The organism is Streptomyces sp. NPDC039430 (assembly GCF_055639435.1).
Window position 1 is genome coordinate 272540 of record NZ_JBVKAK010000001.1, and the last position, 20682, is coordinate 293221.

Sequence of the window (20682 nt, forward strand, 5' to 3'; positions counted from 1 at the left end):
CCCCCGGACGCGGGCCGCACGGCGGGCCGTACACACGTGTGCCCCGCGCCGCCGCACGGACGTGCCGCGCGCCGCCGTACACACGTGTGCCCCGCGCCGCCGGCCGGAGCCGGGGACACGGGGCACACGGGAGTGCTGGAGTGCGGGAGAAGCCGGTCAGGCCGAGGGGATCAGGCCGTCGTCGTTCAGCATCTCGCGGACCTCTTCCAGGGTCGCGCCGGGAGCGGGCAGGATCAGTTCGGACGGCTCCAGGGAGTCGGCGGGCAGCGGCTCGCCGAGCTCACGCACCTTGTCCAGGAGGGCGTGGAACGTACGGCGGAAGCCGTCCTCGTCGCCGTTCCTGATCTCGGCCAGCAGTTCGTCGTCCAGCTTGTCGAGTTCGGTGAAGTGGCTGTCCGCCAGCTTCACCTGACCCTCCCCCATGATCCGTACGATCATGACGAATCCCTACTGCTTGTCGAATTTGTTCGAGGTCGGCGGGGCGTCCTGGGTGCCGCCCTCGATCGCCTGCTTCGGGGCCGAGCCACCCGCGAGCTCCGCCTTCATGCGCTGGAGCTCCAGCTCGACGTCCGTACCACCGGAGATACGGTCCAGCTCGGCGGCGATGTCGTCCTTCGCCATCCCGGACTGGTCGTCCAGGGCGCCGGAGGCCAGCAGCTCGTCGATCGCGCCGGCGCGCGCCTGCAGCTGCGCGGTCTTGTCCTCCGCGCGCTGGATCGCCATGCCGACGTCACCCATCTCCTCGGAGATGCCCGAGAAGGCCTCCCCGATCCGGGTCTGCGCCTGTGCCGCGGTGTAGGTGGCCTTGATGGTCTCCTTCTTCGTACGGAAGGCGTCGACCTTGGCCTGGAGGCGCTGCGCGGCGAGCGTGAGCTTCTCCTCCTCGCCCTGCAGCGTCTGGTGCTGCGTCTCCAGGTCGGTGACCTGCTGCTGGAGCGAGGCACGGCGCGAGAGCGCCTCGCGCGCCAGGTCCTCCCGGCCGAGCGCCAGCGCCTTGCGGCCCTGGTCCTCCAGCTTCGACGACTGGCCCTGCAGCTGGTTCAGCTGCAACTCCAGCCGCTTGCGCGACGTCGCCACATCGGCGACCCCGCGGCGTACCTTCTGCAGCAGCTCCAGCTGCTTCTGGTACGAGTAGTCGAGGGTCTCGCGCGGATCCTCGGCCCGGTCAAGGGCCTTGTTGGCTTTCGCGCGGAAGATCATCCCCATACGCTTCATGACACCGCTCATGGGCTTCGCGCGCCCCCTTCTGACGGACTACAGCTCCAGCACTCCAACAGAACCCACAGTACGGGCCCTGCCTCTATTACCGCACTGTTCGAGCGCGGATGCGCTCCTCCCCAAGGACGACTGCTCCGCGCCCCGGTCAGGCGCAGGGAGTAGACGGAAGTCAGGGACAGGGGAGACAAAGTCCCCCTCTGTCCACATACAGACGCTCGCTGTTGCGGGATCGTTCCCCACGGGGGTGGGGTCCAACCACGACACCCCGTACCCTTGGGTTTTGTGTTCCGAAGCCGTTCCAAGGAAGAGAAGGCCCCCGCCACCCAGGTGACACCGGGCCTCTCCACGCAGCCCCGCGACCCGCAGGCCCCCAAGGGCCGCCCGACTCCCAAGCGCAGTGAGGCGCAGACGCAGCGACGTCGCGCCTCCACGACGCCGACCGACCGCAAGACGGCCATGAAGCGCCAGCGCGAGGCACGCCGCGCGGATCTGGCGAAGCAGCGCGAGGCGCTGGCGAGTGGTGACGAGCGCTATCTGCCCGCCCGTGACAAGGGGCCGGTACGCCGCTTCGTCCGCGACTTCGTCGACTCACGCTTCTGCATGGCCGAGTTCTTCCTGCCGCTCGCGGTGGTGATCCTCGTACTGAGCATGGTCAGGGTCGGCGCCCTCCAGAACATCGCGCTGCTGCTCTGGCTCGGTGTGATCGTGCTGATCGTCATCGACTCGATCGGGCTCTGGTTCCGGCTCAAGAAGCAGCTCGCCGAGCGCTTCCCGGACACCCCGAAGCGTGGCGCGGTGGCCTACGGCCTGATGCGTACGCTCCAGATGCGCCGACTGCGACTGCCGAAGCCGCAGGTCAAGCGCGGAGAGCGGCCCTGAGCACGGACGTCTCCGGCTGCGCGGAAGGCTCGGCCGAGCGGTCGGCCGGCCACGGCGCGCTGCGCCATGTCATCCGGCGGGAACTCGTCGCGCGCCAGCTCGACGAGCAGATCGCCGGCCGCTTCCCGGTGGGACAGCGGCTGCGCGTGCTGGACGTCGGCATGGGGCAGGGCACCCAGGCCCTGCGCCTGGCGCGCGCCGGACACACGGTCACCGGGCTGGAGTCGGACGCCGCGCATCTCACCACGGCGCGTGCCGCGCTGGCCGAGGAGCCCGCGGGGATACGTGAGCGGGTCAGGCTGATCGAGGGCGACGGCCTGGAGACCGGGGTGCACTTCCTGCCCGGCAGCTTCGACGTGGTCCTCTGCCACGGCGTACTGATGTACACCGACGAGCGGGACGCGCTGCTCGCGGGGCTGGCCCGGATGCTGGCGCCGGGCGGGCTGCTGTCGCTGCTCGTACGCAACGGGGACACCCTGGCCCTGCGGCCCGGCCTGGCCGGGGACTGGGCGGGAGCGCTGGACGCCTTCGACACGGACACCTATGTCAACCGGCTGGGGCTGCTCGTCCGCGCGGACCGGCTGGGGGCGCTCACCGCCACGCTGGCGGGGATCGCCGCGCCGCTGCACGCCTGGTACGGCGTACGCGTCTTCACGGACGGCGCGGCCGGGGACGCGGAGCCGCCGTCCGCCGGGGAGGAACTCGAACGGCTGCTGGCCCTGGAGGACCGGGCGGGGCGCACCGAGCCGTACCGCGGGGTCGCCGGGCTGCTGCACCTGTGCGGCGTACGCGGCTGAGAGAGCCGGCGGAGACGGAAACGGAATATGACCGGGGCGTGGAGTCGGTCAGGTGACGGGCCCCCGGGCGCGTCCTCACGGTCGTGAGCAGCATAGAGAGCGGCGGCGGAGCCGGCGCACCCGAGACGGCCCGGCTCTCCGCCGGGGAGACCTGGCGGGCCCTGTACCGGCATTTCCGGCCGCATCGCCGGATCGTCGCCCTCGGCGCGTTCCTGGCGCTGATCGGCGCGGCGAGCGGGCTGGCCCAGCCGCTCGCCACGAAGGCCCTGGTCGAGCGGCTCGGTGAGGACGGTTCGATCACCGGCATTCTGCTGGTGCTCACGGGCCTGGTGGTGTTCGGCACGGCGATCGAGGCGCTCGCCTCGTACCTTCTGGAGCGGACCGCGGAGTCCGTCGTCCTCGCGGCCCGGCGCACCCTGATCGGGCGGCTGCTGCGGCTGCGGCTGCCCGAGGTGGAGCGGACCCAGCCGGGCGATCTGATGTCGCGGGTCACCTCCGACACCACGCTGCTGCGCGCGGTGACGACCCAGTCGATCGTCTCGGCGGGCACCGGCGGGCTCGCGTTCCTGGCGACCATCGTGCTGATGGGCGTGATGGACATGGTGCTGCTCGGCGTGACGCTGGGGGTGATCGTGGTGATCGGCGCCGCCGTGGCGCTGGTCATGCCCAGGATCTCGCGGGCGACGCGACGGTCGCAGGAGGCGGTCGGCCATATATCCACCGTGCTGGAGCGGGCCTTCGGCGCGTTCCGTACGGTCAAGGCGTCCGGCGCGGAGGAGCGCGAGGCCGCCGTGGTGGAGGCGGCGGCCCAGGAGGCGTGGCGGCACGGCGTGCGGGCCGCGAAGTGGCAGTCGCTGGCCGGGTCCTCGGTCGGACTGGCCGTCCAGGTGTCGTTCCTGGCGGTGCTGGGGATCGGCGGGGCGCGGGTGGCCTCGGGGGCCATCTCCGTCTCGACGCTGATCGCGTTTCTGCTGTTCCTCTTCTATCTGATGGATCCGGTGTCGAAGCTGGTGCAGGCGGTGACGCAGTATCAGGTGGGATCGGCGGCCGTCGCCAGGATCGCGGAGGCGGAGCGGCTGGAGACGGAGGATCTGGACCCGGCGGTCCTGGAGCCCGGGGCCGCGCGGCCGGGGACAGCCCGGGGGTCCGGCGGACGTCCGGCCACCGTGACCTTCGAGGACGTCACCTTCCGGTACCGCGAGGAGCTTCCGTATGTCCATCACGGCGTCTCCTTCGAGATCCCCGGCCCCGGGATGACGGCCTTCGTCGGCCCCTCGGGCGCCGGCAAGACGACCGTCTTCGGACTGATCGAACGGTTCTACGAGGCAACCGGCGGCCGGGTCCTGGTCGACGGCAGGGACGTACGCGACTGGCCGCTCCCCGAACTGCGCGCCACGATCGGCTATGTCGAGCAGGACGCGCCGGTGCTGGCCGGGACGCTGCGCGAGAACCTGGTCTTCGCCGCCCCCGGCGCCACCGACGAGCGGATCCGGGAGGTGCTCGTACGGGCCAGGCTGGACGGGCTCGTGGAGCGGCTGCCGGACGGTCTGGAGACACTGGTCGGTCATCGCGGCTCCAAGCTGTCGGGCGGCGAGCGCCAGCGCGTGGCGATCGCGCGGGCGCTGCTGCGCGGACCCCGGCTGCTGCTCCTGGACGAGGCGACGTCCCAGCTGGACGCGGTCAACGAGCTGGCGCTGCGGGACGCGGTGGCGGAGGCCGCCCGGGAGGTGACGGTGCTGGTGGTGGCGCACCGGCTGTCGACGGTGACGCTCGCGGACCGGATCGTGGTGATGGACGCGGGCAAGGTGCGGGCGGTGGGTACGCACGAGGAGCTGGTGGCGAACGATCCGCTGTACGGGGAGCTGGCCGCCACCCAGTTCCTGGCGGCGGCGCGCTGAGTCCGTACCGGCGTGAACCCGTGTCGCCGTGAGCCACCGGAGTCTCCGGCGGCGGTCGCCCCTGCCCGGCCTGGGCCCTGATCAGCAGGGTCCGGTCGGCCGGGGCCCCTGATCGGCGGTGTACCGCAGGCCACACCGATATGACAAACGGGATACTCCGGGCATGGATGCTTCCCTTCGCCGTCGTCGCGCCCGCCGGCCGCTGCTGCCTCTGACCGCCGCGATCTGTGCGGCGGCGCTGGCCGGTGGCTGTGCCGGCGCCGCCACCCCGGGCTCCCGCATGTCGAACCCCGACACCACGACCCAGGCGGCGGCCATGCGGCGCGCCGGCAACGATCTGCAGACCGCCTACGAGACGGCGATCAGGAATGTGCTGCCCTCGGTCGTCCAGATCCAGGCCGGGGACAACCTGGGGTCGGGCGTCGCCTACGACGGGCAGGGCCACATCGTCACCAACGCCCATGTCGTCGGCAAACAGCGGGCCTTCTCGGTCACCGTGGCCAACAGCGAGCGGCTCCTGCGGGCCAGACTCGTCTCCAGCTTCCCCCAGCAGGATCTGGCCGTCATCAAGCTCGACAAGGTCCCGGCCGGGCTGAAGGCCGCCAGGTTCGGTGACACCTCCGCGGTCGCGGTCGGGCAGATCGTGCTGGCCATGGGGTCGCCGCTGGGGCTGTCGGGCAGCGTCACGCAGGGCATCGTCTCGGCCGTCGGACGGACCGTCAGCGAGGCCTCGTCGGGCGGCGGTACGGGCGCCACCATCGCCAACATGGTGCAGACGTCGGCGGCGATCAACCCGGGCAACAGCGGGGGCGCGCTGGTCAATCTGAACAGCGAGGTGATCGGCATCCCGACGCTGGCCGCCACCGATCAGCAGCTGGGCAACAGCGCCGCGCCCGGTATCGGCTTCGCGATCCCGGCGTCGATGGTGAAGACGGTCGCCGACCAGATCATCAAGAACGGCCGGGTCATCGACTCGGGCCGGGCGGCCCTGGGCATCAGCGGCCGTACCGTGCTCGGCGCCGACTTCCAGCCGTCCGGCGTCGCGGTCGTCACGGCCCCGAGGGGCGGCGCCGCGGCCAAGGCGGGGATCCGGCCGGGGGACATCATCACCAGGATCGACGGCGCTCCGGTCACGACGATCACCTCGCTGACCGAGGAACTCGCCTCGGACAAGCCGGGACAGAAGATCAAGGTGACCTTCACGCGCGACGGCGCGACGAAGACCGTGGAGGTGACGCTCGGCGAGATGTAGACGCCCGGCGAGCAGTGACCCACGGGCGGCGGGACGCGGCGCAGGCCGCCCGCGGAGCGGTCCGCGGGCGCCCGGCGCGTACGGTCAGCTCTCGTCGGCCCGCAGGCTCATCGGACCGTAGATCTTGGCACCGTCCTCGAAGAGCGTGACCTGGTCCGCGCCGCCGTCGAGGAGTTCCTTCCACGCCTCGCCGACCCACGACTCGGCATCCCCCTGCGTCGTGAACTCCTCCGGCTCCACAGCCGGCGGGACCTCCGTCCCGTCGGCCTTCTCGAACCGCCACGTCCACGCCATGTGCGCCTCCCGGGTCCCGCGGAACTGATCGATTTCCTGCCCGCAGCGTAGCCGGGCGCGCACCCTGAGCGGTGACACGGGAGGATCAGCCCCGTGGAACTGACTCTGCTCGGCACCGGAGCCCCCGCGGGACTCCCCCGCCCCCACTGCGCCTGCGCCGCCTGCGCGACCGCCCGCGGCGAGCGCGCACGCGCCGCGACCGCCCTGCTGGTGGACGGCGTCCTGCTGCTCGATCTCACCCCGGGGGCCGCGCTCGCCGCGGCCCGCGCCGGGCACTCCCTCGCGGGCGTACGGCAGGTCCTGCTCAGCCATCCGCACGACGGCCCCGCGGTGGAGCTGCCCGCGGGACTGCCGGCGGCGGGCCGGGTGGCGGACGGCCGGGTGCTGACGCTGCTCGGCGGACACCGGGTGCGGGCGGTGCCGATGGACGCGCCGGGTACGGGGTACGAGGTGACGGCGTCCGGCGGCGAGCGGCTGCTGTATCTGCCGCCCGGCGGTGCGCCCGCGGGTCTGTCGCCCGAGAACGGCCGGGCCGTGGCCCCGTACGACATGGTCGCCGCCGATGTGGTGGGGCGGCCCGACGCGGTGGCCCGGCTGCGGGCGGCCGGCGCCATCGGGCCCGACACCGATGTCGTCGCCGTCCACCTCGACCACGACGTGCCGCCCGGCGCGGAACTGGACCGGCGGCTGGCGGCCGCGGGCGCGCGGGCCGTGCCCGACGGGACGACGCTGACGGTCGGCGCGTACCACCCCGTGCCCCGGGTGCCACGGCGCACGCTGGTGACGGGCGGGGCGCGCTCGGGCAAGTCCTGGGAGGCGGAGCGGCGGCTCGCGGCGTTCCCCGGGGTGCTGTACGTGGCGACCGGCGGCGGCCGCGCGGGCGACCCGGAGTGGGACGCCCGCGTCCGCGCGCACCGTGAGCGACGGCCGGGGTCCTGGCGCACGGAGGAGACCTGCGACCTCGTACCGCTGCTCGCGGCGGAGGGGCCGCCGCTGCTGATCGACTGCCTGTCGCTGTGGCTGACGGACGCGATGGACCGGGTGAACGCGTGGGACGACGCGGCGTGGGCGGCGGGGGGCGAGAAGGCGCTGCGGGAGCGGACGGGGGCGCTGGTGGCGGCGGTACGGGGGGCGCGGCGCACGGTGGTGGCGGTGACGAACGAGGTGGGCGCCGGGGTGGTGCCGGGGACGGTGTCGGGGAGGCGGTTCCGGGACGAGCTGGGGAGGCTGAACGCGGGGGTGGCGGCGGAGTGTGAGCATGTGCTGCTGGTGGTGGCGGGCCAGGCGGTGACGCTGCGCTGAGCCTGTGCGGGGCGGGTGGGGCCTTGCACGGGGCGGGTGGGGGCGGCGGGTGCCGCCCGGTGGTCCCGGCCAGGGAAAGACCTCTCCCCGCCTGACGATACTGTCGGCGAATGAGCTCGCTTAATCTCGATGACTTCTCCGATCTGATCGAGCGTCCCGACAGCGGTACGCGGCGGGACGCCGAGGAACGGCGTGAGCGGCTGGCCGTGCCGAGCGGGGCGCTGGGGCGCCTGGACGAGCTGGGTGAGTGGCTCTCCGCCGCGCAGGGGTCCGTACCGGTCAAGGCCGTCCGGCAGCCCCGCGTCGTGCTGTTCGCGGGTGATCACGGCGTCGCCGCGCTCGACGTCTCGGGACGGCCCGCAGGCGGCGCGGGGTCGCTGGTGCGCGCGGTGCTGGAGGGCGAGAGCCCCGTCGCCGTGCTGGCCCGGCTGGCGGAGGTGCCGGTGCGGATCGTGGACGCCGGGCTCGACTGCGATCCGGCCCTGCTGCCCGACGAGGTCGTACGGCACCGGGTGCGGCGTGGCAGCGGGCGGATCGACATCGAGGACGCGCTGACCGTCGAGGAGGCCGAGCGTGCCGTGCGGCTCGGGATGGCGATCGCGGACGAGGAGGCGGACTCGGGCACCGATCTGGTGGTCCTGGGCGATCTGAGCGTCGGCGGCACGACGCCCGCGGCCACCCTGATCGCCGCGCTGTGCGGTACGGACGCGTCCGTGGTGACCGGGCGCGGCGGCGCCGGGATCGATGATCTGGCGTGGATGCGCAAGTGCGCGGCGGTGCGGGACGCGCTGCGCCGGGCGCGGCCGGTGCTGGGGGACCAGCTGGAGCTGCTGGCGACGGTGGGGGGCGCGGATCTGGCGGCGATGACCGGGTTCCTGCTGCAGAGCGCGGTACGGCGGATGCCGGTGATCCTGGACGGTGTGGTCTCGGCGGCCTGTGCGCTGGTGGGCCAGCGGGCGGCGTTCCGCGCTCCCGACTGGTGGCTCGCGGGGCAGTTGAGCGGGGAGCCCGCGCAGGCGAAGGCGCTGGACAGGATGGCGCTCAACCCGCTGCTGGACCAGGGCGTGACCGTGGGGGAGGGCACCGGGGCGCTGCTGGCGCTCCCGCTCGTGCGGGCCGCGGCCGCCCTCGCGGCGGAGCTGCCCGAGCGGGCCGCGACGGAGTCGGCGGAGGACTCCGCGGAGTACGTCACCGAGTGAGGCGCCGGTGCGCTCGCTACCACGGGCGGGCGTATCAGTCTGCGTGAAGCACGATGCCCCATATGATCGTGTTTTATGGGAGAAGTCCGCATGGCCGTCCATCCATTGGGCCGGGCGACCGGGGCGAGCCGGGCCGCCGAACGTTCGCGGCGTGGCGCGGCGTTCGCGGTCTGGTATCTGCGCGCCGTCACCTTCGTCAACTTCCTGAGCGCCGTATGGGTCTCGCTCGGGCAGGATCTGCGACGGCACAATGTCGACAATTACTTCACCCCGTATCTGCTCACCGCGGGCTTCGCGTCCGGGGCCTTCACGCTCTTCCTCGCGATCACCATGCGCCGCCGCAAGCGTGCCGCCTGGATCCTCAATGTCGTTCTCGCCGGTTCCTTCCTGCTGCTGTTCTCGTTCGTGATGGTCTTTCCGGAGATCCGGCGCTATCCGCAGAACTGGATCTCGCTGGCGCTGACCGGCGTCTTCGTCTGCGCTCTGCTGCTGGGGCGGCGGGAGTTCTACGCGAAGGGCGACCGCTCCAACCCGCGGCTGGCGGCGGCCGTGGCGGCCGGCGGGCTGCTGGCCGCCTCGCTGCTGGCCGCGCTGCTCGTCACCGTCACCAACACCGCCGCGGGGCCCTCGTCCTTCACCGAGCGGTGGCGGTACGGCACGGCACGGCTCGTCTCACTGATGGCCGACGACTCCCGGTTCCCGGGGATCATGACGCCGGGCTGGGTCAATGTGACCATCAACGTCCTGTCCACGCTGCTGCTGCTCGCCGTGCTGTACGCGGCCTTCCGCTCGCGCCGTGCCGTCGATCCGATCACCGAGGACGACGAGGCGGGGCTGCGGGTGCTCCTGGACAGGTACGGGGAGCGCGACTCGCTCGGCTACTTCGCGCTGCGCCGCGAGAAGAGCGTGATGTGGTCCCCGACCCGCAAGGCCGCCATCACGTATCGCGTGGTGGGCGGGGTGTCGCTGGCCTCCGGCGACCCGATCGGCGATCCGGAGGCATGGCCGGGCGCGATCGAACCGTGGCTGGCCGAGGCGCGGGAGCACGGCTGGCTGCCCGCCGTGATGGGCGCGAGCGAGGAGGCCGGGACGATCTACGCCCGGCACGGTCTGGACGCGCTGGAACTGGGCGACGAGGCGCTGGTCGAGACCGCCGACTTCACCCTGGAGGGGCGGGCCATGCGGACGGTGCGCCAGGCGTACAACCGGGTCGCGCGGGCCGGCTACCGCGTCACCGTCAGACGCCACGAGGACATCCCCGCCGACGAGATGGCCGAACTGCTGCGCCGCGCCGACGACTGGCGCGACGGCGCGACCGAACGCGGCTTCTCGATGGCGCTCGGACGGCTGGGCGACCCGGGCGACGGCCGGTGCGTGATGCTCGAATGCCATGACGGGAACGGCGAACTGAGAGCGGTGCTGAGCTTCGTGCCCTGGGGGCCCAAGGGGCTCTCGCTCGATCTGATGCGCCGTGACCGGGACAGCGAGAACGGACTGATGGAGTTCATGGTCATCGAACTCCTCCGGCGCGCGGGGGAGATCGGCATCTCGCAGGTCTCGCTGAACTTCGCGATGTTCCGGTCGGTCTTCGAGCGGGGCGCGAAGCTGGGCGCGGGTCCTGTGCTCCGGGTGTGGCGCTCGCTGCTCAGCTTCTTCTCGCGCTGGTGGCAGATCGAGTCGCTGTACCGCGCCAACGCCAAGTACCGGCCGATCTGGGAGCCGCGCTTCATGCTCTTCGAGAAGAGCGCGGATCTGCTGCGCATCGGGATCGCGGCGGGCCGCGCCGAGGGCTTCCTGGAGGCGCCCGGCCTGCCGGGATGGCTGCACCGCAGAAGGCTCGCGACGCGTCGCTGACCGCGCGGGCCGCGCGGGCCGCGAAGGCCGCCAGCGGCCGCGCCGGTCCCGGCACGGCCCCGCCGGACGTCGCTCCCGCCGCCGCGCCGGGAAGCCGGTGGCCGCGCCCCGTCCGTCTGCCCTCGGGGCGGACGACGCCCCTTCCCGCGTACTCGTCTAGTCTCGCGCGATGACCTCCATGGACGGCGAACGCGCGGACGCCGCGCGCGCCCCGGTGGCCGACGGCATACGGTTCGCCTTCGGCACCCTCACCGTGCTCCCGGTCCGGCTGACGCGCTGGGACCGCGGCGCCGCCCGGAGCGGCATGCTGGCCGCGCCCGCCGCCGGGCTGGTCGTGGGCGCGGGCGCGGCGGGCGCCGGCGCGCTGCCGCTCCTCGCGGGCGCGCCGCCGCTGCTCGCGGCGGTGGCGGCGGTGGCCGTACCCGCCGTCCTCACCCGCGCGCTCCATCTCGACGGTCTCGCCGACACCGCGGACGGGCTCGGCAGCGGCAGGCCCGCCGAGGACGCGCTGCGGATCATGAAGCGGTCGGACATCGGTCCGTTCGGGGTGGTCACGCTGGTGCTGGTGCTGCTCGGGCAGATCGCGGCGGTGGCCGGTCTGTACGCGGAGAGCGCGGCGCGCGGCGCGGTGGCGGTGGTCGTCGCCGCGGTGACGGCGCGGCTCGCGCTCACCCTGGCCTGCCGTACGGGGGTGCCGCCGGCCCGGCCCGACGGTCTGGGCGCGGCGGTCGCGGGGACGGTGTCCGTACGGTCCGCCGCGGTCGCCGCGCCGCTGGTCACGGCGGTCTGCGCGGCGGCGGGCGCGCTGCTCGGCCCCGCCGACGCCGTGCGGCACGCGCTGGCGGCCGTGGCCGGGCTGATCGCCGCGCAGCTGCTGCTGCGGCACTGCGTACGGCGCTTCGGCGGGGTCACCGGCGACGTCTTCGGCGCCCTGGCGGAGACGGCCGCGACCGTGGCGCTGGTCGTGCTGACGCTGGGCTGGTGAGACCCGCCGTCCGGGGCACGCTCCGGCGGGCCGCAAAGGTGGGAAAGCCGCCCACAGCCGAAGGAACCGCCGCCCCCGTCGGCGTCGCATATCACTGAGCGTAGGCTCGTTGCCGCCGCGCAGAGCGCCCGCTTACGATGCGGCGGGCTCGGTCGGCCCACCCCTCGACCGCCAACGAACCTAACGAAAGCGAGATTTCACCACCGTGACTGCTCTCACTCTCAGCACTTCCGGCGCGGCGTCGCTGCGCGCCGACGCGATCGTCGTCGGCGTCGCGAAGGGCGCCAAGGGGCCGGTCGTGGCGCCGGGCGCCGAGGCCGTGGACAAGGCGTTCGACGGAAAGCTCGCCTCCGTCCTGGAGACCCTCGGTGCCTCGGGTGCCGAGGGTGAGGTGACCAAGCTGCCCGTACTGTCGGGCCTGAAGGCACCGGTCCTGCTCGCCGTCGGGCTCGGCCCGGTCCCGAAGAAGGACGCGACGTACGGCGCCGAGCCGCTGCGCCGCGCCGCCGGGGTCGCCGCGCGCGCTCTGTCCGGCGTGAAGAAGGCCGCGTTCGCGCTGCCCGTCGAGGCACCCGAGGACATCGAGGCCATCGCCGAGGGCGCGCTGCTCGGCGCGTACGCCTTCACCGCCTACCAGGGCGGCGAGAAGAACGCCAAGAAGGGCGACGGCCCGAAGCAGCCGCTCGGCGAGGTCGCGCTGCTGGGCGCCAAGCCCCGCGACAAGGCGCACAAGGCCGCCGCCGAGCGCGCGATCGCGCTGACCGAAGAGGTCAACCGCGCCCGCGACCTGGTGAACACCCCGCCGAACGACCTGACCCCCGAGTCCTTCGCCGCCGTGGCCACCGCCGCCGGCAAGGAGAACGGCGTCAAGGTGCAGGTCCTCGACGAGAAGGCGCTCGCCAAGGGCGGCTACGGCGGCATCCTCGGGGTCGGCCAGGGCTCGGCCAACCCGCCGCGGCTGGTGAAGCTCGCCTACACGCACCCCGACGCGGAGAAGACCCTCGCCCTCGTCGGCAAGGGCATCACGTACGACTCGGGCGGCATCTCGCTGAAGCCGGCCGGTCACAACGAGACCATGAAGTGCGACATGAGCGGCGCCGCCGCGGTGTTCGCCACCGTCGTCGCGGCCGCCCGGCTCGGTCTCGCCGTCAACGTCACCGGCTGGCTCGCCCTCGCGGAGAACATGCCGTCCGGCACGGCCACCCGCCCGGGTGACGTGCTGCGCATGTACAGCGGCAAGACCGTCGAGGTGCTCAACACCGACGCCGAGGGCCGGCTCGTACTGGCGGACGCGCTGACCCGGGCCTCCGAGGAGAACCCGGACGCGATCGTCGACGTGGCGACCCTGACCGGCGCGATGGTGCTGGCGCTGGGCAACCGGACGTTCGGCATCATGGCGAACGACGAGGCGTTCCGTACCTCGATCCACGAGATCGCGGAGGAGGCCGGCGAGGCGTCCTGGCCGATGCCGCTCCCCGCCGACCTGCGCAAGGGCATGGACTCCCCCACCGCCGACATCGCGAACATGGGCGAGCGGATGGGCGGCGGCCTGGTCGCCGGGCTCTTCCTGAAGGAGTTCGTCGGCGAGGGCATCACCTGGGCACACCTGGACATCGCGGGCCCGGCCTTCCACGAGGGAGCGCCGTACGGCTACACGCCGAAGGGCGGCACGGGCGCCTCGATCCGTACGCTCGTGAAGCTGGCGGAGCGCACCGCCGCGGGCGACCTGGGCTGACCGCGGATCCGCGCGGCGGCCGGCGGACGGGCTCCGGCCGGCCGCGGGACCGGGACTCCGGAGGTGGGCGAGGAGGGCAGAACGATGTGGCCCGTCTCACCTCCGGGGCCCCGCGTCCCGTCTTGCTTCGACAAGTGCGAAGATGGGTTCTCGGCAGGACAGGGCCCCCACCACAGGGCCGAAGACATAGCGGCCGAAGACCAGCCGCCGCCCGGTCACCGGACCGCGCCCGGCGCACATGCATGGAGGACGTGACGTGGCGAACGACGCCAGCACCGTTTTCGACCTAGTGATCCTCGGCGGCGGTAGCGGCGGTTACGCCGCGGCGCTGCGCGGAGCGCAGCTGGGCCTGGACGTCGCACTGATCGAGAAGAACAAGCTGGGCGGCACCTGCCTGCACAACGGCTGCATCCCCACGAAGGCCCTGCTGCACGCCGGTGAGATCGCCGACCAGGCTCGCGAGAGCGCGCAGTTCGGTATCAAGACCACCTTCGACGGCGTCGACATCGCGGGTGTGCACAAGTACAAGGACGAGGTCATCTCGGGCCTGTACAAGGGCCTGCAGGGTCTGGTCGCCTCCCGCAAGGTGACCTACATCGAGGGCGCGGGCCGGCTCTCCTCCCCCACCTCCGTCGATGTGAACGGGCAGCGCGTCCAGGGCCGTCACGTCCTCCTCGCGACCGGTTCCGTACCGAAGTCGCTGCCGGGTCTGGTGATCGACGGCGACCGCGTCATCTCCTCGGACCACGCGCTGACGCTGGACCGGGTGCCGCAGTCCGCGATCATCCTGGGCGGCGGTGTCATCGGCGTCGAGTTCGCCTCCGCGTGGAAGTCGTTCGGCACGGACGTCACGGTCATCGAGGGCCTCAAGCACCTCGTCCCGGTCGAGGACGAGAACAGCTCCAAGCTGCTGGAGCGCGCCTTCCGCAAGCGCGGCATCAAGTTCAACCTCGGTACGTTCTTCGAGAAGGCCGAGTACACCCCGGACGGTGTCCGCGTGACGCTGGCCGACGGCAAGACGTTCGAGGCCGAGATACTGCTCGTCGCCATCGGCCGCGGTCCGGTCTCCGAGGGTCTCGGGTACGAGGAGCAGGGCGTCGCGACCGACCGCGGCTATGTCGTCGTCGACGAGTACATGCGCACGAACGTGGAGACCGTCTCGGCGGTCGGCGACCTCGTCCCGACCCTCCAGCTGGCGCATGTCGGCTTCGCCGAGGGCATGCTGGTGGCCGAGCGGCTGGCCGGTCTGAAGACCGTTCCGATCGACTACGACGGCGTGCCGCGGGTGACGTACTGCCACCCCGAGGTCGCCTCCGTCGGTATCACCGAGGCCAAGGCCAAGGAGATCTACGGCGCGGACAAGGTCGTCGCCCTCAAGTACAACCTCGCGGGCAACGGAAAGAGCAAGATCCTCAAGACCGCGGGCGAGATCAAGCTCGTCCAGGTCAAGGACGGCGCCGTGGTCGGCGTCCACATGGTCGGTGACCGTATGGGCGAGCAGGTCGGCGAAGCTCAGCTGATCTACAACTGGGAGGCTCTGCCGGCCGAGGTCGCGCAACTCATCCACGCGCACCCGACCCAGAACGAGGCTCTCGGCGAGGCCCACCTGGCCCTGGCCGGCAAGCCCCTCCACTCCCACGACTGATGCTTCAGTCCGGGCGCGACGACCACTACCGCACTTCCCCTCGCTCGGCGCTCCGCGCGAGCTGGGGAGACCCCACCGTTAGGAGCAACTGAAACCATGGCGGTTTCCGTAACCCTGCCGGCGCTCGGCGAGAGCGTCACCGAGGGCACTGTCACCCGCTGGCTGAAGGCCGAGGGCGAGCGCGTCGAGGCCGACGAGCCTTTGCTTGAGGTCTCCACCGACAAGGTCGACACCGAGATCCCCGCCCCGGTCGCCGGGGTGCTGGCCTCCATCAAGGTGGCCGAGGACGAGACCGTGGAGGTCGGCGCCGAGCTGGCCATCATCGACGACGGCACGGGCGGCGTCGAGGCGGCCCAGCCGACGGAGGCCGCTCCGGCCCCCGTCGCCGAGTCCGCTCCGGCCCCCGCCGCCCCTGCCCCGGTGGCCGAGGCTCCCGCGGCTCCGGCCGCCCAGCCCGCGCCCGCCGCCGCCCCGGCGGCCGGTGGCGCCTCCGGCACCGACGTCACGCTGCCCGCGCTGGGCGAGTCGGTCACCGAGGGCACCGTCACCCGCTGGCTGAAGGAGGTCGGCGAGGAGGTCGCGGAGGACGAGCCGCTGCTTGAGGTCTCCACCGACAAGGTCGACACCGAGATCCCCGCCCCGGTCGCCGGTGTGCTGCTGGAGATCGTGGTCGGCGAGGACGAGACCGCCGAGGTCGGCGCCAAGCTCGCCGTCATCGGTGCTCCGGGGGCCGCCCCGGCCGCCGCTCCGGCTCCGGCCGCTCCGGCGCCCGCGCCGGTCCAGGAGGCTCCGGCCCCCGCCCCGGCACCCGCCGCCGCTCCGGCTCCGGCCGCCGCTCCGGCTCCGGCGCCCGCGCCGGTCCAGGCCGCGCCCGCGGCTCCGGCACCCGCTCCGGCCGCTCCGGCTCCGGCGCCCGCGGCTCCGGCCCCGGTCACCCCGGCGCCCGCCGCGACCACCGGCGACGACGGCGCGTACGTCACCCCGCTGGTGCGCAAGCTCGCCGCCGAGAACAGCGTCGACCTGGGCGCGGTCAAGGGCACCGGCGTCGGCGGCCGTATCCGCAAGCAGGACGTCATCGCCGCCGCGGAGGCCGCCAAGGCCGCCGCGCGGGCCGCCGCACAGGCTCCGGCCCCCGCGGCCGCTCCCGCCGCGTCGAAGGCGCCCACGCTGGAGGCGTCCCCGCTGCGCGGCCAGACCGTCAAGATGACCCGCATGCGCAAGGTCATCGGCGACAACATGCTGAAGGCGCTCCAGACGCAGGCCCAGCTGACCTCCGTGGTCGAGGTGGACATCACCAAGCTGATGCGGCTGCGCGCCCAGGCCAAGGAGTCCTTCGCCGCCCGTGAGGGCGTCAAGCTCTCCCCGATGCCGTTCTTCGTCAAGGCGGCGGCCCAGGCGCTGAAGGCCCACCCGGTCATCAACGCCCGGATCAACGAGGGCGAAGGCACGATCACGTACTTCGACTCGGAGAACATCGGCATCGCCGTGGACTCCGAGAAGGGGCTGATGACCCCGGTCATCAAGGGTGCGGGCGATCTGAACATCGCCGGTATCTCCAAGAAGACCGCGGAGCTGGCGGCGGCGGTCCGGGCGAGCAAGATCACCCCGGACGACCTGGCCGGCGCGACCTTCACCATCAGCAACACCGGTTCGCGCGGTGCGCTGTTCGACACGATCATCGTGCCGCCGAACCAGGTCGCCATCCTGGGCATCGGCGCCACCGTCCGGCGTCCCGTGGTCATCAACCACCCGGACCTCGGCGAGACGATCGCGGTGCGCGACATGACGTACGTCGCGCTCTCCTACGACCACCGGCTGGTGGACGGCGCCGACGCCGCCCGCTACCTGACGGCGGTCAAGGCGATTCTGGAAGCCGGCGAGTTCGAGGTCGAGCTCGGCCTGTAGGCCCGAGGCGAACAAGCCAAAAACACGTACGGCAACGGCGCCCCCGCCCGGATCTATCTCCGGGCGGGGGCGCCGCCGTATGGTGCACGCCGCCGTATCGTTCATCCATCGACCGCTGTCCCCAGGAGCGCTTCATGACCCCGCCCGTCATCCACTCGCTGCGCGAACAGATCCGCGAGCACATCGTGGAGGGGATCGTCAGCGGCCGCTGGAAGCCGGGTGAGCGGATCGTGGAGCGGCGCATCGCGACCGAACTGCAGGTCAGCCAGACGCCCGTACGCGAGGCGCTGCGCGAGCTGGAGAGTCTGCGGCTGATCGAGTCGGCGCCGAACAAGGGCGTACGGGTACGGAACCTGACCGCGGCCGATCTGGAGGAGAGCTATCCGGTACGGGCGGGGCTTGAGCAGATCGCCGCGGAGCTGGCCGCCGAGCGGCTCGCGCGGGACTGCTCGGCGCTGGAGCCGCACGTACTGGCGCTGTACGAGGCGGACCGGAGAGCGGACGGGACCGGTCAGGTGCGGCACACCGTGGGCTTCCACCGGGAGCTGGTGCGGGCGGCCGGTAACAGTGTGTTGCTGCACACCTGGGAAGGGCTGGGCATCGAGGTCTTCACCGCGCTGTCGATCCGCTGGCTGGGAACGGTGCAGAAGTCGTACGCGGAGGAGCACGAGGAGCTGGTCGAGGCGTTCCGCAGAAGGGATCCCGGCATTGGCGCACTGGTGAAGGACCATGTGCTCGGATGTGCGCCCCGCGCCTGATTCACCCCTTCTGTCATGACTCACTCTCCGTCACTCGGTGCCCCGTTCTGCGGCACGGAATGCCAATTCCTCCAGATCGAGAAGTTTTGCCTTTCAACCCTTTGATCGATCATCGATCAGCGACTTACAGTCTTAGACGGACTGCACCCAGTCCTCCGCCCTGTCCTGCCAGACAAGGCTCTTTCTCCACCCCCCTCCTGTCCGGAAGGCGGCGACCATGCCCGACCCCGTAGGCAAGCTTCCGAGCGAGCTCGACCAGCTCCCGGACCGTGACGCCGAGGAGACCGCCGAGTGGGCGGCCTCGCTCGATGCCGTGACCGAGCACGCCGGCCCGCACCGCGCCGCCTATCTGATGCGGCGCACCCTCCACCACGCGGGAACGGCCGGGGTCCCGGTGCCCGCGCTGCTGGAGACCGACTATGTGAACACCATCCCCACCGCCTCCGAGCCCGCCTTCGACGGCGACGAGGCGATGGAGTCCCGGATCACGGCCTGGAACCGCTGGAACGCGGCCGCCATGGTCACCCGCGGCGCCCGCTACGGTGTCGGCGGCCATATCGCCACCTTCGCGTCGGCGGCCTGGCTCTACGAGACCGGCTTCAACCACTTCTTCCGCGGCAAGGAGGGGGACGGCTCCGGCGACCAGCTCTACATCCAGGGCCACGCCTCCCCCGGCATATACGCCCGCGCCTTCCTCGACGGCCGGCTGACCGAGTCGGACCTCGACCACTTCCGCCAGGAGGCGGGCGGCAAGGGCCTGCCCTCGTACCCGCATCCGCGCCGGCTGCCCTGGCTGTGGGAGTTCCCCACCGTCTCGATGGGGCTCGGCCCGCTCTCCGCGATCTACCAGGCGCGCTTCAACCGCTATCTGACCAACCGCGGTATCAAGGACACCTCCGCCTCGCACGTCTGGGCGTTCCTCGGCGACGGCGAGATGGACGAGCCCGAGTCGACGGCGGCCCTGGCGCTCGCGTCCCGTGAGCAGCTGGACAATCTGACCTTCGTCATCAACTGCAACCTCCAGCGGCTCGACGGTCCCGTCCGCGCCAACTTCAAGATCGTGCAGGAGCTGGAGGCCCAGTTCCGCGGCGCCGGCTGGAATGTCGTCAAGTCTCTGTGGGGCTCGGCCTGGGACGAGCTGTTCGCCCTGGACACGACGGGTGCGCTGGTACGCCGGCTGCGCCAGGTGCCCGACGCGCAGTTCCAGACGTACGCGACCCGCGACGTGGCCTACATCCGCGAGCACTTCTTCGGCGTGGACCCGGCCCTCATCGAGCTGTCGAAGCTGCTGCCCGACGCGAAGATCGCCGAGTGTTTCTACACCTCGCGCGGCGGCCACGAGGCCCGCAAGGTGTACGCGGCGTACCGCGCGGCCCTGGCGCACAAGGGCGCCCCGACCGTGATCCTGGCGCAGACGGTGAAGGGCTACACGCTCGGCGCCGGCTTCGAGTCGCGCAACGCCAATCACCAGATGAAGAAGCTCTCGGGCGACCAGTTCCGCGCCATGCGCGATCTGCTCGACCTGCCCATCCCGGACGCGAAGCTGGACGACAGCCTCGTACCGTACGGCCACCCCGGCGCCGACTCCCCCGAGGTGCGCTACCTCCAGGAGCGCCGCGCGGAGCTGGGCGGCCCCGCCCCGGCCCGCCGGGTGCACGCCGTGGCCCTTCCGGAGCCGTCCGAGAAGCCGTTCCAGGCGGTCTACAAGGGCTCGGGCAAGCAGTCGGTGGCGACCACCATGGCGTTCGTCCGGCTGATGAAGGACCTGATGCGGGACAAGGAGACCGGCAGGCGCTGGGTCCCGATCGTCCCGGACGAGGCCCGCACCTTCGGTATGGAGGCGCTGTTCCCGTCGGCCGGCATCTACTCGCCGCTCGGCCAGACGTACGACCCGGTCGACCGCGACCAGATCATGTACTACAAGGAAGCCAAGGACGGCCAGATCCTCAACGAGGGGATCACCGAGGCCGGTTCGATGGCGGACTTCATCGCCGCGGCGACGTCGTACGCGACGCACGGCGAGACGATGATCCCCTTCTACATCTTCTACTCGATGTTCGGCTGGCAGCGCACGGGCGACCAGATGTGGCAGCTCGCCGACCAGCTGGGCAAGGGCTTCATCGTCGGCGCCACCGCGGGCCGTACGACCCTGACCGGCGAGGGACTCCAGCACGCCGACGGCCATTCCCACCTGATCGCGTCCACCAACCCGGCCGCGCTCAACTACGACCCGGCGTTCGCGTACGAGATCGCCGTGATCGTCAAGGAGGGCCTGCGGCGGATGTACGGCCCCGAGGCCGAGGACGTCTTCTACTACCTGACGGTCTACAACGAGCCGATGCCGCAGCCCGCGATGCCGGAAGGCGTCGAGGAGGGCATCGTCAAGGGCCTGTACCGCTTCAAGGAGGGCACCCCGGCCGCGGCCGACGCCCCCCGTACCCAGCTGCTGGCGTCCGGTACGGCGATCCACTGGGCCCTGGAGGCACAGGAACTGCTCGCCGACGACTGGGGCGTCACCGCCGATGTCTGGTCCGCCACGTCCTGGGGCGAGCTGCGCCGGGACGCGATGGAGGCCGACGAGGCGCTGCTGCGCGGCGAGGAGCGGGTGCCGTACGTGACGCGCGCGCTGGCCGGCGCGCCGGGTCCGGTCCTCGCGGTCAGCGACTGGATGCGCCAGGTCCCCGACCAGATCAGCCAGTGGGTCGAGCAGGACTACACCTCGCTCGGTACGGACGGCTTCGGGCTCTCCGACACCCGCGAGGCGGCCCGCCGTCACTTCGGGGTGGACGCCCGGTCGATCGTGGTCGCGGCGCTGGCGCAGCTGGCCCGCCGGGGCGAGGTCAAGCCGGAGCGGGTCGTGGAGGCCCGCGAGCGCTACGGCCTCTGAACGCTACGGCCTCTGAACGCCGGGGCCTCTGAACGCCGCGGCCTTTGAGTCCCGTGGCCTTTGAACGCCTCGGC

The 20682-nt window shown here is 72.2% G+C and carries 16 protein-coding genes; 13 read left to right on the top strand and 3 right to left on the bottom strand.

Annotated features, from left to right (window positions below):
* Window positions 1–156: 156 nt before the first annotated feature.
* Both pspAA and ACZ7LS_RS01165 read right to left on the bottom strand, forming a co-directional pair.
* Window positions 157–438 (bottom strand): PspA-associated protein PspAA, encoded by a 282-nt coding sequence (gene pspAA, locus ACZ7LS_RS01160; protein WP_382528670.1) that lies wholly within the window; start codon window positions 436–438, stop codon window positions 157–159.
* Window positions 439–447: 9 nt separating this feature from the next.
* Window positions 448–1215 (bottom strand): PspA/IM30 family protein, encoded by a 768-nt coding sequence (locus tag ACZ7LS_RS01165; protein WP_129769806.1) that lies wholly within the window; start codon window positions 1213–1215, stop codon window positions 448–450.
* A gap of 285 nt (window positions 1216–1500) precedes the next feature.
* Between ACZ7LS_RS01165 and ACZ7LS_RS01170 the strand changes: the two genes are divergently transcribed.
* The 4 genes from ACZ7LS_RS01170 to ACZ7LS_RS01185 all read left to right on the top strand — a co-directional run bounded on the left by ACZ7LS_RS01170 (window position 1501) and on the right by ACZ7LS_RS01185 (window position 6044).
* Window positions 1501–2097: a DUF3043 domain-containing protein gene (locus ACZ7LS_RS01170; RefSeq protein WP_129769807.1), complete on the top strand. Its 597-nt coding sequence runs from the start codon at window positions 1501–1503 to the stop codon at window positions 2095–2097.
* A gap of 71 nt (window positions 2098–2168) precedes the next feature.
* Window positions 2169–2894 (top strand): class I SAM-dependent methyltransferase, encoded by a 726-nt coding sequence (locus ACZ7LS_RS01175; protein ID WP_382528688.1) that lies wholly within the window; start codon window positions 2169–2171, stop codon window positions 2892–2894.
* An 83-nt stretch (window positions 2895–2977) separates the two neighbouring features.
* Entirely contained in the window at window positions 2978–4792 is a 1815-nt protein-coding gene (locus tag ACZ7LS_RS01180; protein WP_382664059.1) for an ABC transporter ATP-binding protein, read from the top strand.
* A gap of 163 nt (window positions 4793–4955) precedes the next feature.
* Entirely contained in the window at window positions 4956–6044 is a 1089-nt protein-coding gene (locus ACZ7LS_RS01185) for a S1C family serine protease (RefSeq protein ID WP_382528677.1), read from the top strand.
* An 84-nt stretch (window positions 6045–6128) separates the two neighbouring features.
* Here ACZ7LS_RS01185 and ACZ7LS_RS01190 read toward each other — a convergent pair whose 3' ends face one another.
* A complete protein-coding gene (locus ACZ7LS_RS01190; RefSeq protein WP_382518750.1) occupies window positions 6129–6338 on the bottom strand; it encodes a hypothetical protein in 210 nt (69 codons plus the stop codon).
* A 93-nt stretch (window positions 6339–6431) separates the two neighbouring features.
* Here ACZ7LS_RS01190 and ACZ7LS_RS01195 point away from each other — a divergent pair, with 93 nt between their 5' ends.
* From ACZ7LS_RS01195 to aceE, 9 genes are all read left to right on the top strand, one after another.
* Entirely contained in the window at window positions 6432–7640 is a 1209-nt protein-coding gene (locus ACZ7LS_RS01195; RefSeq protein WP_382664066.1) for a bifunctional adenosylcobinamide kinase/adenosylcobinamide-phosphate guanylyltransferase, read from the top strand.
* 110 nt (window positions 7641–7750) lie between these two features.
* A complete protein-coding gene (gene cobT / locus ACZ7LS_RS01200; protein ID WP_385135070.1) occupies window positions 7751–8839 on the top strand; it encodes a nicotinate-nucleotide--dimethylbenzimidazole phosphoribosyltransferase in 1089 nt (362 codons plus the stop codon).
* 75 nt (window positions 8840–8914) lie between these two features.
* Window positions 8915–10693, top strand: a complete 1779-nt coding sequence (locus tag ACZ7LS_RS01205; RefSeq protein WP_382518743.1) for a phosphatidylglycerol lysyltransferase domain-containing protein — start codon at window positions 8915–8917, stop codon at window positions 10691–10693.
* Window positions 10694–10862: 169 nt separating this feature from the next.
* On the top strand, window positions 10863–11678 hold the full coding sequence (locus tag ACZ7LS_RS01210) for an adenosylcobinamide-GDP ribazoletransferase (protein WP_382664073.1): 816 nt from the start codon (window positions 10863–10865) through the stop codon (window positions 11676–11678).
* Window positions 11679–11883: 205 nt separating this feature from the next.
* Complete coding sequence (locus tag ACZ7LS_RS01215; RefSeq protein WP_385135068.1) at window positions 11884–13413, top strand: leucyl aminopeptidase; 1530 nt, start codon at window positions 11884–11886, stop codon at window positions 13411–13413.
* Between the two features lie 256 nt (window positions 13414–13669).
* Window positions 13670–15058, top strand: a complete 1389-nt coding sequence (lpdA, locus tag ACZ7LS_RS01220) for a dihydrolipoyl dehydrogenase (protein WP_382518735.1) — start codon at window positions 13670–13672, stop codon at window positions 15056–15058.
* Window positions 15059–15154: 96 nt separating this feature from the next.
* Window positions 15155–16963: a 2-oxoglutarate dehydrogenase, E2 component, dihydrolipoamide succinyltransferase gene (gene sucB / locus ACZ7LS_RS01225; RefSeq protein ID WP_385371779.1), complete on the top strand. Its 1809-nt coding sequence runs from the start codon at window positions 15155–15157 to the stop codon at window positions 16961–16963.
* 134 nt (window positions 16964–17097) lie between these two features.
* Entirely contained in the window at window positions 17098–17721 is a 624-nt protein-coding gene (locus ACZ7LS_RS01230; RefSeq protein ID WP_129769818.1) for a GntR family transcriptional regulator, read from the top strand.
* Window positions 17722–17938: 217 nt separating this feature from the next.
* On the top strand, window positions 17939–20608 hold the full coding sequence (gene aceE, locus ACZ7LS_RS01235; protein WP_382518730.1) for a pyruvate dehydrogenase (acetyl-transferring), homodimeric type: 2670 nt from the start codon (window positions 17939–17941) through the stop codon (window positions 20606–20608).
* Window positions 20609–20682 lie beyond the last annotated feature (74 nt).

What these genes read in the sequence shown, in the direction of transcription:
- pspAA (WP_382528670.1), bottom strand. Translation starts at nt 438, where the DNA reads ATGATCGTACGGATCATGGGGGAGGGTCAGGTGAAGCTGGCGGACAGC.
- ACZ7LS_RS01190 (WP_382518750.1), bottom strand. Translation starts at nt 6,338, where the DNA reads ATGGCGTGGACGTGGCGGTTCGAGAAGGCCGACGGGACGGAGGTCCCG.
- cobT (WP_385135070.1), top strand. Translation starts at nt 7,751, where the DNA reads ATGAGCTCGCTTAATCTCGATGACTTCTCCGATCTGATCGAGCGTCCC.
- ACZ7LS_RS01210 (WP_382664073.1), top strand. Translation starts at nt 10,863, where the DNA reads ATGACCTCCATGGACGGCGAACGCGCGGACGCCGCGCGCGCCCCGGTG.
- ACZ7LS_RS01165 (WP_129769806.1), bottom strand. Translation starts at nt 1,215, where the DNA reads ATGAAGCGTATGGGGATGATCTTCCGCGCGAAAGCCAACAAGGCCCTT.
- ACZ7LS_RS01230 (WP_129769818.1), top strand. Translation starts at nt 17,098, where the DNA reads ATGACCCCGCCCGTCATCCACTCGCTGCGCGAACAGATCCGCGAGCAC.
- aceE (WP_382518730.1), top strand. Translation starts at nt 17,939, where the DNA reads ATGCCCGACCCCGTAGGCAAGCTTCCGAGCGAGCTCGACCAGCTCCCG.
- ACZ7LS_RS01205 (WP_382518743.1), top strand. Translation starts at nt 8,915, where the DNA reads ATGGGAGAAGTCCGCATGGCCGTCCATCCATTGGGCCGGGCGACCGGG.
- ACZ7LS_RS01185 (WP_382528677.1), top strand. Translation starts at nt 4,956, where the DNA reads ATGGATGCTTCCCTTCGCCGTCGTCGCGCCCGCCGGCCGCTGCTGCCT.
- sucB (WP_385371779.1), top strand. Translation starts at nt 15,155, where the DNA reads ATGGCGGTTTCCGTAACCCTGCCGGCGCTCGGCGAGAGCGTCACCGAG.